General features: G+C 54.9%; 8 protein-coding genes. 4 read left to right on the top strand and 4 right to left on the bottom strand.

What is annotated here, in order from left to right; genetic code table 11:
* The first annotated feature begins 22 nt into the window (after positions 1–22).
* The 4 genes from M8N44_RS07385 (at position 23) to M8N44_RS07370 (ending at position 4,451) form a co-directional block, all read left to right on the top strand.
* Positions 23–949, top strand: a complete 927-nt coding sequence (locus M8N44_RS07385; RefSeq protein ID WP_022397465.1) for an aspartate carbamoyltransferase catalytic subunit — start codon at positions 23–25, stop codon at positions 947–949.
* Between the two features lie 6 nt (positions 950–955).
* Positions 956–2,230 carry a dihydroorotase gene (locus M8N44_RS07380; RefSeq protein WP_146021205.1) on the top strand — a complete coding sequence of 425 codons (1,275 nt, stop codon included), beginning with the start codon at positions 956–958 and terminating at the stop codon, positions 2,228–2,230.
* A gap of 63 nt (positions 2,231–2,293) precedes the next feature.
* Positions 2,294–2,971, top strand: coding sequence for a tRNA (N6-threonylcarbamoyladenosine(37)-N6)-methyltransferase TrmO (tsaA, locus tag M8N44_RS07375; RefSeq protein WP_102729125.1), 678 nt, complete (start codon positions 2,294–2,296; stop codon positions 2,969–2,971).
* A gap of 340 nt (positions 2,972–3,311) precedes the next feature.
* The gene (locus M8N44_RS07370; RefSeq protein ID WP_102729123.1) at positions 3,312–4,451 is read left to right on the top strand and encodes a serine hydrolase domain-containing protein; all 1,140 of its coding nucleotides are present in this window, start codon (positions 3,312–3,314) and stop codon (positions 4,449–4,451) included.
* 87 nt (positions 4,452–4,538) lie between these two features.
* On the opposite strand, the gene M8N44_RS07365 is transcribed toward M8N44_RS07370, so the two are convergent.
* From M8N44_RS07365 to M8N44_RS07350, 4 genes are all read right to left on the bottom strand, one after another.
* Positions 4,539–4,922 (bottom strand): SH3 domain-containing protein, encoded by a 384-nt coding sequence (locus M8N44_RS07365; RefSeq protein ID WP_102721088.1) that lies wholly within the window; start codon positions 4,920–4,922, stop codon positions 4,539–4,541.
* A 113-nt stretch (positions 4,923–5,035) separates the two neighbouring features.
* The gene (locus M8N44_RS07360) at positions 5,036–5,626 is read right to left on the bottom strand and encodes a hypothetical protein (protein WP_102729122.1); all 591 of its coding nucleotides are present in this window, start codon (positions 5,624–5,626) and stop codon (positions 5,036–5,038) included.
* 501 nt (positions 5,627–6,127) lie between these two features.
* The gene (locus M8N44_RS07355; RefSeq protein ID WP_102733189.1) at positions 6,128–7,132 is read right to left on the bottom strand and encodes a hypothetical protein; all 1,005 of its coding nucleotides are present in this window, start codon (positions 7,130–7,132) and stop codon (positions 6,128–6,130) included.
* Positions 7,133–7,137: 5 nt separating this feature from the next.
* Entirely contained in the window at positions 7,138–13,464 is a 6,327-nt protein-coding gene (locus M8N44_RS07350) for an RHS repeat-associated core domain-containing protein (protein ID WP_249853070.1), read from the bottom strand.
* Between the last annotated feature and the right edge of the window lie 133 nt (positions 13,465–13,597).

Below are 13,597 nucleotides of genomic sequence, written 5' to 3'. Positions count from 1 at the left end.
TTCAATCCATTACCCGTTTTCCATGAATCCCCGCAAGGACCTTCTCAACATCTCCTCGTTGACTGACGAGGAAATTCATACGCTGCTGGATTCGGCCGGTCCGATGAAGGAGCTCTTCACCAAAAGCGTCAAAAAGGTGCCTGCCCTGAAAGGGAAGTCCGTTTTGACGCTTTTTTATGAGCCCAGCACCCGCACCCGCTCCTCCTTTGAGGTGGCGGCGGAACGCCTGTCCGCGGACGTGACCAACTTCACGGTGTCCACCTCTTCCGTGGTGAAGGGGGAATCCGTGCAGGACACGATCGCCACGCTCCAGGCCATGAAGGTGGATTACGTGATCGTGCGCCATTACAACAGCGGCCTGCCGAATGTGATTGCGCGCCATACCTGCGCCAGCGTGATCAACGCCGGGGACGGGGCCCATGCCCATCCCTCCCAGGCGCTGCTGGACTCCTTCACCATCCGGGAGGTGTTTCCGGAGGTAAGGGGCAAGCGCGTGCTCATCGTGGGGGACATCCTGCATTCCCGCGTGGCCCGCTCCACTTCCCTGCTGATGAAGAGGCTGGGGATGGAAGTGGCCTACCTGGGGCCGGGCTCCCTGGTGCCGCGCACGGAGCACTCCGGCATCCCGCGCTTTTCCGATTTCAACGAGGCGTTCGCCTGGAAGCCGGACGTGATTTACCTGCTGCGCGTGCAGAAGGAGCGGCAGGACGCCCCCTTCTTCCCCAGCGCCCGGGAATACAACAAGATTTACGGCGTCACGGAAGAACGCCTGAAGCGCATTTCAGATGAAGGCCTGTATATCATGCACCCCGGCCCAGTCAACCGCGGCGTGGAAATCTGCGACCTGGCGATGGATTATGAGCGCTGCCTGATCAACCGGCAGGTGGAAAACGGCATCGCCTGCCGCATGTCCATCCTTTACCATCTCACCCCGCAAACCCAGCACTGATTGCTCATGAAAACTTCCGTACTTATTCGCAATGCCCGGACGGCGGACGGTTCCGCTCCGGTGGATCTTCTGGTTTCCGGAGGGGTAATCGCCGCAAAGGCCCCCGCCGGGACGCTCCCGGAGGATGCCGCAGAAAAGGTGCTAGACGCCTCCGGAAAGCTGGTTCTGCCCGGCCTGTTTGACCTTCACGCCCACCTGTGCCAGCCCGGACGGGAAGACAAGGAGCGCGTGGCCACGGCTACCGCGGCGGCCCTGCATGGCGGCGTGACCGGCCTGATGGCCATGCCGGATACCGATCCCGTGATGGACAATGCCGCCCAGATCACCACGTTCATGGAAATATGCCGCACGGACGCGCTGGTGGAGGTCATCCCCTCCGGCTGCCTGACCAAGGGGGACGGCGGGGAAGAGCAGGCCTCCTATGACTCCCTGCGCGCCAAGGGCGTGCGCTTCATCACGGACGGGGACCGCACGCCGGACAACATGCTGCTGCTGTACCGCGCCATGCAGTACGCCAGCAACCTGAACCTCACCTTCGCCCTGCGGGGGGACGTGCCGTCCCTGACGGCCAAGGCCACCATGCACCCGGGCACCACCTCCTACCGCCTGGGGCTGACGGGCTCTCCCTCCTGCGCGGAGGAAATAGGCATGGAAACCATCATCCGCCTTTCCGTGGAGACGGGCAACTCCCTGCACGTCCAGACCGTTTCCACCGCCGGCAGCGTGGACATCCTGCGCCGCTGCAAACCGGTGACCGCCGGGCTGAGCGCGGAAACGGCGCTCCACCACCTTCTCTTCACGCATGAAGACGTGGGCCGCTACGATACCAACTACAAGACGCTCCCGCCCCTGCGCGGGCAGTCGGACGTGGACGCCCTGATCGCCGCGGTGAATGACGGCACCATTGACTGCATCGTCTCCGACCACACGCCCTGCACGCCGTTCTCCAAGCTTCAGGACTTCGTCGTCGCGCCGCAGGGCATGATTGCGCTGGATACGTTCCTGCCCGCCATTTACCAGTATCTAGTGGAACCCGGGAAAATGTCCTGGCAGACGGTGGCGCGCGCCTGCAGTGACGCTCCCCGCAGGCTCATGGGGCTGGCTCCCGTTTCTTTGGAAGAAGGCGCTCCGGCCAATCTGGTGGTGTTTGACCCGGAGGGTGAAACGCCCGTCACGGATGAAACGCTCCGCAGCCGCGCCCGGAACACCCCTTTCCTGGGCAAAACCCTGAAAGGGAAGGTGGAAGCCGTAGTGCTCGGAGAACAGCTCCACTGCTTCTGACGAAAGCGTAACGCAGAAAGACCGGAGACTGTTAATTATTAACTATTAGCTATTAACTGCCGCTTGCATCCTGTCGCCCGCGTCAGCACGTGTTATCCGGACAAGTTCGGCGTACCGCGCCAGAGCGGGCTGGTTCCGGGTGCGCGTGCGCGGCTGGTATTTGAGCCGCCGTTCCGTCATCCGGATGCCGTCCGCGGCCTGGAAGGGTTTTCCCACCTGTGGCTGATCTGGGTATTCAGTGAAAGCGTAAACGAGGGATGGAGCCCTACGGTCCGGCCTCCGCGGCTGGGGGGCAACGTGCGCATGGGCGTGTTCGCCACGCGCGCGCCGTTCCGTCCCAACCCCATCGGCCTGTCCGCCGTCAGGCTGGAAAAGGTGGAACTGCACCCGCAGGATGGCCCGGTGCTGCACCTTTCCGGCGTGGATCTGGTGGACGGCACGCCCATTCTGGACATCAAGCCATATGTTCCGCTGGCGGACTGCATTCCGGAGGCTTCGGAAGGATTTACGGCTGTTCCCTATGAACGGCTGGACGTGGAAATCCCCGCCGCTCTTGGCTGCACCATGACCCCGGAGGAACGGAAAGCGCTGGCGGATACGCTGGCCTTGGATCCGCGCCCGCAGTACCAGGACGATCCGGAACGGGTTTACGGCCTCCTGTTTTCCGGCTGGGAGGTGAAATTCAGGGTGGAAGGCAGCCGGCTGCTGGTGCTGGCCCTTCATGAAATCAAAGCTGGGTGAAGTACGGCGCGGGAGGCATGATGCGAGCAGCATGCCATCGCTGGAAGGGGGAAATCGTATGGAAAACTGCTTCTTCTCCCGTGTCTGATGCGCTTTTTCTTTTGCCTGCAACTCCTCTCCCTTGATGCCGGAGTGGCTGGCCCCGGAGGACTCAGGAGGCTGCGCCAGGAGGAAGTGGAAGATGCAAGGTACCGGAAAACTTTCCTTCTGCCGCGTTCTATGGGCTCCCGCCCTCTGTTTCAGGGGTCTTTTTCAAGGCAGGGCCGGGGCTTGCTTTACATGACCGGGGGGAGTAACCTTCCGCCCGGACTCCGGAGGTAGCGACGGGGTGTTTAAGGGGATGAACAGTGACCGTCAGATAGTTGAAGCGTTTGAAAGGAACTTCCGTGACTACGGGGAACTGGGCGCCTCCGTTTCCGTCTGGAAGGACGGAAAGGAAATCGTTTCCCTTCATTCCGGGTTTGCCGTAGCGGATGAAACGCGCCCGTGGACGGAACACTCGCTGGTGCCCGTTTACTCCGCTACTAAGGGAGCCTCTTCCGCCGCCCTGCTGCTGGCCCTGCACCGGCAGGGAGCCTCACCGCAGATGAGCATGGGGGAACTGTGGCCGGAATTCCCGCTGCCTTACGCATCCATCGCGCAGATGATGTCCCACCAGTGCGGCCTGGCAGCCTTTTCCCGGACGGCCAGCGTGTTTGACCATGAGGACTGCGTGCGCGCCCTGGAGGAAACCGTTCCGGCGTGGCAGCCCCCGGAGCACGGCTACCATCCGCATACCTACGGCGTGATGCTGGATGAACTCATGCTGCGCCTGACCGGGGAACGCCTTTGGCGTTACTGGGAGGAATACATCCGTACGCCGCTGGACCTGGACTTTTACATCCGCCTGCCGGAATCCGAATTCAGCCGGGTGGCGACCTTGTACCCCGGCAAGATGGACATGTCCAACATGGGCACGCCGTTTTATCAGGAATACATGAAGAAGGGAACGCCCGTGAACCGCGCGTTCAACACCCTGACAGGCCTGAACAGCGTGCGCCAGATGAACACGCCGGAAGCGTGGACGTCCGGAGCCCCGGCATTCGGTGGCGTGGCCTCCGCCCGCGGCATGGCGCAATTCTACCAGGCCTGCCTGGGGCTGGATGAACTACGGATATTCCCTTCCGCCGTGCGCGGCTGGATGCAGGACATTGTCATTGACGGCCCGGACCTGACCCTGAAAACGCCCACTGCCTTTTCCTGCGGCTTCATGCACGATCCCGCGGATCCCGTCACGGGCCGCAAGCTGCGCCGCCTGTTCGGTTCCGGCGGCTTCGGGCACGCCGGGGCGGGCGGCTCCCACGCCTTTGCGGACCCGGTCTGCGGCCTCTCCTTCGGCTACGCGATGAACCGCATGGACCTGAACGTGCTGCCCGGCGTGAAGACCCGGAACCTTATCAGCGCAGTGATGAAGGAAATGGAGGAGAGGCCGGGGGCCTGACCTTTCTCCCGGAAAGAACCGGAGGACAGAGGAAGAAAAACCGTTCTTCCTGAGTAGGAGGGAGATTTTCCGTATGCGCCGTCTCTTTCAAGTACGGTTGTTTTCGGAAGCCTGCGCCGCTCCCTCTCCAATGGTCTCATTGGGTATCCAGCCTTCCTCCCGGTCGCTTGTTCTCCGGACCCACGTCCACCCGTTCAGCGTCCTGATCTTGAGGATATCTTCCCCCGGGTCTACGTCCAATTCCCTGGCGCTGTAATCTTCCAGCACCGTTCCCCGCGTTCCGTCTCCCGGAAAGTCAATCAATTGAACGGGAACCCAGCCTCCTGTCCCTTTACTGTTTTCCGCCCATATCCAGTCCTTCCAGTTTTCCTCCGGAGCTCTTTCCCCCAGCGTAACGCTTTCCCCCTTTTTCAATTTGATGGGATGTTCATATTCCGTCCTGTGTGAAGCTATCGTTTTAAAGGTTTTCATTATTATATATGTGTGATGATCTTTTTCCGTATGGTAATAGAGTCCTATTCGCGCCTCAGTGGCTGTTACATGATTTGACGGGAGCTTGTGTTCCTGATGCGGCGGATATCAGGTTAATCTTCATTTGCTTTCACCCATGCCAGTTTCCATTCCCGGCCCATTCCGTCTTTGGCCCTTAGGGTGAGTGTTAGTTTCAAAGGGGATAATGATTTTTTGCCGATTTCCATGAAAAGAGAATTCTCTTCCGTTTTGGTGGTGACGGAGTCGGATGTCCAGAGAATGGATAAGACAGACGTATTTTTTATTTCCGGAGGAAGATGAGCGGTTTCATTGGGATTGATAAAATGCGTCTCCGTCTCGGCATATTCCCTATTTTCAGCGGATTGTCTGGATTGGGTTCTTTCAATAATAAGAGTTCCTACTTCAGCAGATAGAGAGTCCTGCGTTTCCTGGTTTTTGAAATAGAGATGGGGAAACTGGGAAGAAATATCCGGAACGAAATCGTCATCTCTATGGTCGGCACACTCGCTTTTTTCTTCCGTTCCAGCCTTTTGAGAATCGAGGCGGATGCTCTTTTCATGCCAGATAATGCTCCCCTCCACGAGTGAGACGGCAGCGAGGAGAACAATAGTGATATTTGTAAGACGGTTATTCATGCTTCTTTCAAACAGGGGTGGGATGATGAAAATTCCAATGCTGGTCATTGTTTTCCGGCAGCATGTCTTGATGCATTCCGGTATGTAAAAGCGCATCTCGCTGCCCATCCGCAAGGGATAGTGCAGTGAGATGCGGTAATGACGTTCAGGAAGTCCATCTGGCCGTTGATGTACAGGGTGCGGGAGAGAAGGAAAGCCTCTCTGTTGGCGTTGTTTTCCTTGTGCAGGTATTGCATCTAGGAGGTGTAGTTGCCGTAGGCAATCAGAGCGTCTTCCACCTTCTCCATTAAGGTGAGGAAGTATTTTGTTGAGTCCCTTTTGCTGTCCAGTAGAACGTTTTTATTATAATTCTTGTCAATGCCGCTTCCTTTTCCATAGCAGCTAGATAGAAAACATTAAGCGGATGAAGTCCCTTGATTTGCTTTTAATTCCCAGATTCGCTCCAAGGGAATAGACAAGATTTTTCGATTGAACAATTTTAAGCTGGATTTTTCTTTCCGCAGTAGAAAATAACCTATTTTTATCTCTTGAAGAAGCCCGTTTCCAATTTCATTCTTTGACTTCCGCTTTTACCAGCTTTCCCTGTCTATTGATAGAAAATTCCTGAGAACTCCATTTTATGGATGTAACTTTCAATCTTTTACCAATCAAATCCTTCCAATTTAGAGGATTGAAGAATTTTCGATCGTGCGCGTCAGCCGTATACTTCTGAAATCCGTCACTTCGAATGTACAAACGTTCTCCCGGCAACAGAATTTTCCTGTCTTCTTTTTTTGTTTCCCTGCCAGCTTCCCCGATGATTTTTTCATGATTCTCCATTACTTCCACCAACCGAAAATTCATGTCAACGTTCAAAGGTCCCGTATACCCGGTTAAAGGAACCTGTAAGGGGTGATCCGTCTCATTCTTTAAAACGACTGACAAATAAAATTGAGGGGTCCGCGACGATTCATCAGCTACGATGCCGGTACATTCTAAGATTCCCTCATGGCCGGTTGTATCCCCATAACTTTTTATTTCCAAAATTTTGGGGATTACAAATATTCCCGTCAGCCATGATATAGTGCCCAGCATGTTGTCGTCATGTTCAACGTTGCAATAGCTTTTGATCATGTACGAACCACTTGCAAGAAGTGAAGAAGGTACGGCAAAGAAGATCATCATTTTTGTCTTAGGAGCAATTTCTTCACGCAAACTTATTCCGCAACGCCCTAATTTTTGCTCTGGATAGACTCTTACCCACTGTTTTCCTTCTTTCCGAAAAAGTTCGAACGTCTCAAAAGATACATCGGAAATGGCAATATTTGATGAAGACACGTTCTCCAGAAAAAAACCGAGGTACACTTCCCCTTCAACCTTCCTTGGAATCAAGCGTTCACTCCATACAGAAGAGGGCAAACTCTCAAAACAACCAGCAAATGACGTTTGTACCCATTGTAGACTTATTGAGGTTCGGTCATTTCTTATTTCATTCTGAACTGTCCATGCCCCGGCATGAATAGGAAAAAAGAGCATTAAACAGATGATTTCCAGTATGAATTTATTTTTCATCATTTTTCTTATCTTGGTAAAAGAGCACCCTCAACTTGATCCTTCACTATATTTGCAATCTCATCAGAAATTTCTGGATAATTCACTCGTTTCCAAGTATGAGGAGCATTTGGACCATTGTCATAAGTTTCTTTTGTGTTTGCTATTGCCGTATTGTACTGCTTATCCAGAACAGAAATAGTACGCTTAGTTGCATTCTCTTTGCAACTTCCATAGGTAAAAAAATAAATAATGCCATTACTCAATTCTTCAACAATTGCAGTTTTCAATTCCTCCCCGGCTAACCAAGCTTTAAAATCTTTCACATGATCCATCTCCTTACTGTAAACCCAGTCATATGGAGCATAAACACTGGAATTCGTAGCGCCAACAGATTTGTAAACATAGTCACTTGAAATTTTAAAAACCATGCCATTCTCCGCAACAATATTATAATACGTCAAATCTTCCGGCTGATTAATCACAATAATCACACTGGCTTGGAGAGAAACACTTTTTACTTCACACGGGCTTGCTTTGGCAGCTTTTGCCTTACCACATATAACAGAGATTGATGCCCGGTTTATTTTTACTTGAGTATTTGCAAAAACGTTGGGATCAGTAGCTTGAATTTTAAATATGGAATCTTCTCCCACTCCTTCTGGAATGAATCCAGCAGGCGTTTCTATAACATTTACTTCATCTGTTCCAGTGACATTAATATCATCCTTTGTTAGAAGAAGTCCCAGGAAATCCCATTCCCAATGATTGCTGACAAATCCATAAAGATTACGTCCTGCCTGTTCCCGTATGGGATCCCTGTTGATCCACCTACCGTCGAGCGGATTAAGATGGCGATAGTTGTAGTAGACAAGCCCTAATTCATCGTCTGTGAACTCGCAGGAAAAACGGAACTTGTTGGATTGTGCCATGTCTCCGTCCGCTGTAAGCAGGGCGCCGAAAGGAGCATACTCGTAGCGGGCTCTTCGCGTTCGTTGGCCGTCGAAAATGGAAGTCACGTTTTTTCGAGCATCGTGCATGAAATAAAAATTCTCTTCCGTTGTCACTCCCCTTTTCCATCTGGTCGTCATCAGGACGCGTGTAGCCGTACGCACCGTCGGATCCCATACATGGGTTCTCGTCAGCATGGCTTCCGAGTGCATCAGATCCAGCTCAGCTATTTGTAAATAGCCTCGGTATAAATAGTAGGAATGAGAAGAGGTAACTGCATTGATAGTGATTTTTTTCTCAAAGCGGCGGCCCTGGTAGTCGTAGCCGCAGGTGATGGTTGTTCTGCCATCCTGGCTGGCGAAGACGACGGGGCGGTCGTTGGCGTCGTAGGACACTTCCCATATGCCCGTTGAGGTCCTGATGCGGGTCTGGTTGCCGTCGGCATCGTAGACGGGGTTAAAATCTTCTTCTCCCCCGGCAATATCCGTGTACTGGTTGAGCCGGTTGGATTCATAAGCTACTTCTTCCTCCAGTTCCCGGGCTGTTTTGCGGTTGCCGATGTTGTCATAGCAGTACGCAAAGCTTCCTCCCCGGCTGATGCGGTCTTCCAGCAGTTCACTGCGGCTGTTATAGGTAAAATCTCTTATCGTCTCAGGAGTGGTAGCATCCCACGAGTCCCGCAGCTGGACGGGACGCATCAGCGCGTCGTACTGATATTTATGCCCAACAACTGTTTCCTCATTTCCCTCCATCTTATAACCGATAGCGGTTACGAGGTTGAGTGTGGGATGGTAGGTGTTTTGGCGGACCATGCCGTTGGGGTAGGTGAGATGGTTGAGGAAGCCGCTGGTTGGATCGTACTGCCAGGTAAAGGGAGAAGCGATGCCTTCCAGATTCATCCCAATCATGCCGCCTTTGGAATCGTAGTCAAGATGGGAGTGCTGCACGGTGCGTGTGCCGAGCATCAGGCGGTATCCGTTGGAACGCCCCTGGGCATCGTATTCTTCTTGAAGAGAACTTTCCACCTGTCCAAAGGAAGTGTCCTGAATCATCCTGCCGTAGCTGTCATAGGAAAATTCCCTGAGACCCGAAGCGTCATAGACGGAGATTATCTGCCCTAGATGGTTGGATGAAAAGATCCAGGGAGAAGTTCCATCGCTGTAGGAAACCGAGATGAGTTCTCCTGTAAAGGGAGCATACTTATACGTTGTGACAAGCCCCCTGGCTTTGACAAGTGTCTCCTGACGGTTGAGCTCGTCATAGGTTCTGGAAACACAGGAACCGTCGGCATAAGTCTTTTTCAATTCCAGCCCCGTGGCCTCGTCATAGAGCCAGGTGGTGGTGTCTCCGTCGGTTCGGCCGGAAGGATCGGAAGTGATGTCGCCTTCGTTTGCACGGAAGGTAGTCAGGGCCACTATGCGGTCGGCTTCGTCGTAGGCGAAGCAGGCCGGCTGAATGGCGGTGCCATATTCGGCTGTCTTTCTGCCGCGGATGTCATAGGAATAGCAGGTCGTTCCCACCAGGGCATCGGTGATACAGGCGGGATTGTCACAGCAGGGCAGGTAGTTGTTGGTGGTCACGTTGCCTGCAGAATCGGTGACTTTGACAGTACGTCCCGCAAGGTCGGTTTCCGTGGTGGTGACATTGCCTCTGGCGTCCGTGTGCTTGAGAACCATGCCCGTGGAGGCGTAGGAACGGGTTTGTGAAGAACGGATTCCAGCGTGATCGGTCTGGCTGGTCTCAAAACCGTCCACGACCAGTGATTCAGCTGTGATCTCCGAAGTGGGAATGCGGCTGAACCAAGTGCGCCTGGTTGGAGAGGTGTACTCCGTCCACTGGATGTTCTGCTGGCCGTAGACGTCCGTGGTGATGGATTTGTTTTCCAGTACAGCGCTGAGTCTGGAAACCATGTTTTCCGTGGTCTGGGTGAGGGGGAATCCGTCGGCGTTGCAGGTGGTGGAAGTCTGCACCTGGTAGACGCCGTCTTCCCGAACCCGGTAACAGGAGGAACTTTCCGATATCCTGTTTCTGGTGGTGTCATTGGGATGAAGTTCATCCAGAAGAACGGTCTGCTTCACGGCTTGCCCCAGTTCGTTGTAATCCGTGAGGGTAGGAGCAAGATCCTCCGTTTGAGAGCGGACCGATTGTCCTTTGTCGTTGTAGAAGTTCCTGGTGACGATAAAGCCGCCCCTGGTATTGGGATGTTCCTGCCGGACGGTTTGACCAAAGCCATTTTTCAGAATCCGCGACAGCACAACTCCCTTGGACAAGGTCGTGGTCAGGATGCCTTCTTCGCTCAACTCCAGCTTGGTCTCCACTTCTCTTTGCCCCGTTCCTCCCTGCCAGAGTATGGTTCCATCATAGTACTTTTTGGTAATCAGCGTAGCGCCTGCCGGGGTGGTGGTGGTAGTGGTGAGTCCGTCTTCGCCGTACCCGGTTCGGGTGGTGCGTCCCAGCATGTCCGTGGAAGAAATCACCCGCCCCAGATCGTCGTACTCCGTGCTTTCCGTCGCCGTCATGGGACCCACGTCACGCCGCGTGGCGATCGTCCTTCCCGCCGCATCCTTCGTGTAGGAGATAATCGTTTCGGGCGTGGTTTCCGTCGCAGCCCGAATAGTCTCCACCAGCTGCTTGGCCGAGTTGTAGCCGTAGCCGGTGGTGATGCCGTCTTCGTCGGTTTCCCTCAACGGGCCGCAGCACATCCACTCCGTCGTGCTGGTCCTGCCGTTGCCCTTGGTCGTCTTGATGAGCCTCTGCTCGTCGTCGTATTCGTAGTCCTCCGAGGCAATCAGCGACCAGTCCTCTCCGGTGTGAACGTATTGTTCTCTCCTGGTGGTGGCGCCGTTTTCAGCGATGTATTCCACGTTTCGTGTGCTTTGTCCCGGAACGATGCTTCCGTTGGCCTGCACGGTCTCCGTCACCTGGTGAATGGCTCCGTATTCCGCGGCGGCTTCGTAAGTATAAACGGTTTGCACCCCGTCAATACTCTGGCTCATCTTTTGCCTGCCCCGGGCGTAGGGATATTCGGCTCCTTCCCCATAAGTCTCTTCTACACTCGTATGAACCTGGTCGCTTCCCAGCGCGGTTTCCGTGACCGTGGTGCGGTTCACCTGCGGGCTGTCTTCATAGGTGTAAGTGCGTTTGAGAAGCGCCGTTTCCGTCCCGTCCTCGGCAATGATTACTTCAGTTTCCGTGGCGGGTCTGAAGTCGTTAAAGCGCAAGTCGGCGTAAGTCGTGCGTGTTCCCTTTTCACCGCCTCCGGCCCAGGGAGAGGCCTGCAGCACTACTCGTCCCTGCTCGTCGTACTCGTAGCGCGTATAGCCGCCATTGGGCTTGAGTTCCAGGGACATCCGGAACTGGTCGTTGTAGGTATAGAGGGTGGTCCGGGCCAGAGGGGTCTTGTATCCCTCCGTCCGGCTGATGGTCAGCCAGCCGCCGTCGGTATACTTCTTCACTGTCCGGGTACAGGAGGCGGGCGCTTCCTCGTTGATGCCCTGGATGGTTTCAATGCGCTCCCACTTGGAGTCGGTCAATGCATTGCGTTCAATGGTGCGAACGATGCGCTCCTCTCCCTCCCCCTTGACGATGGTCACCTTGTTGCCTTCTTCGCGGCGTTCGATGAAATGCGGCTCCTGACCGGCGCGCCGGTTGGTGATATGGGTGACCTTGACTCCGTTTTCAAGCGAGGTTTCATAGACGGCCGTTTTGTAGGGCTCTCCGGTAACGGTGAATCCGCCTTCCCCGTCTGGGATGGTCTTGCCGGGAGCATACCACTCCAGGGTGAGCCTGTCGCCTTCGGGAATGCTTCTCATCAACCCCTGGGCGCGGGAATAAACGCTGGCAAGGGAGCCGTTTTGATGGTAAGTGACCTGGACCTTGCTGAAGTACTCCTCGGCAGAGATCACATGGCCCGAAGAGCTGGTGACCGACACGACCTCTCCGGTGGCTGCCGAGAAGCGCAGGACCATGCCGCCGGGAAGAACCATGTCCATGAAGGCGGGAGTACCCTGGAGGTTGGGAGTAAGATCTTCGTTGAGAAGCCTCACACGGTAGTTGACCTTCCTGGAAGAGCCGATGGGAGAAGCATCGCTGCTTCCCTCGTTAGCTTTGAAATAGAGATGGCTTCCGGAGGGGCGCTTGACGGTGACGCGGCGCTCGTCAGCCGAGAAGGAAGCGCTCCAGGCCATGGGGTGGTTGTAGCGCATGGAAAAGCCGCTGGAAGCCGGGGCATTAGTGGTGGCAGAGCGTGCCGTCCTGATGAACTTGGCGGGAGCCGGAGGCGTGGGTCCTGCCGGGGAGGAAGGGTTGATGCAGGCGTTGCCCTGGCAATCCTGCTCTCCCTCGGGATCCCCCGGAGTGGGCTGTGTCTGGACACAGTGTTCGTCCCCTTCCTCATTGCACTCACATTCACAGGGGCAGGGTTCCTCTTCCTGGTCCGGCTCGCTGGAAGAAGAGGAAAGGGAACTTGAACTGCTGCTGGAAGATGAGCTTGAGCTCGAAGAACTTGATGACGAAGAGCTGCTGCTGGAAGACGAGCTGGAAGAAGACGATGAACTCGAACTGCTCGAGGAGGAGCTGGAAGACGGAGCGCTGCTGGATGTATCCTGCTCCTGGGGCGGCAAGGAAATGCTGTGGAAACTGGAAGACGACCAGCTGCTGGAAGAAGATGCCGAGGAAGAACTCGAACTGCTGGAAGACGACGCACTGGAAGAAGAATGCGGCGCGCTGCTGGAGGACTCCGGTGGCTCGGGAGCCGAAGAACTCTGCAGGGAGCTGGAAGACGAACTGTTGGAGGAGGAAGAGCTCGAACTGCTGGAAGAAGAACTCGAGCTGCTGCTGGGCTTGGGATCAAACTCAAACGAATCTCCTCCCCCTGCCGAACTGCTCGACGAATCTCCTTCTTCCACCTCCTGGTACAGGTTGACCAGAGTCAGGACGGTTTCTCCTTCCTTGCCGGCAGGCGTGTTTTCCGCCAGCAGGTAATAGTCCAGGTCGGGCTCTCCTTCCTTGTCGCTTACCAGGGCAATGCAGAACTCCTGTTGGTCCTCCGCGGCAGGCTGGTGTTGGTGGACGATATGGCACCAGTAGTATCCCTGTTCAAACTGGATCTGGCGGCGGAGAGGCGTGGAAGAGCCCGGCTCCGTGGAGAGTTCCATATCCTTGGCGGGAATGGAAAGGGAGATGGAAGAGTGGGCGTGGAGGTGGAGAAAACAGGTGGCGGGAGCCATGACCTTGAGGTACCCGAACCATTCGTGACGGGTGGGGGAGGAAGCAGTTCGTTTGGGGATAAGGACAGGAGCGGAGAGGCCGTTGACCAGGAAGTCGCCCTGGGGCTGCCCGTTGGGGTACATGGGAATGAAGGGATAGACGGTGTCCATGGCGCCGATGTTGAAAGTGTTGTTCATGGTATTAAATTAAGAATTATGAAATAGTTGCGACTACCATGAATCAAAAACCAGCAAAGTAAACACGCCGGAGACGTCAAAAATATTACCGTCTTTTCCTGAGATAGTAATCACACTCCTAAAAACAGGCAGA

Origin of the sequence: Akkermansia massiliensis (assembly GCF_023516715.1) — a bacterium.
Lineage (GTDB): Bacteria > Verrucomicrobiota > Verrucomicrobiia > Verrucomicrobiales > Akkermansiaceae > Akkermansia > Akkermansia massiliensis.
Note: the sequence above shows the minus strand (reverse complement) of the source record. Positions and strands in the feature narration are given on the sequence as shown.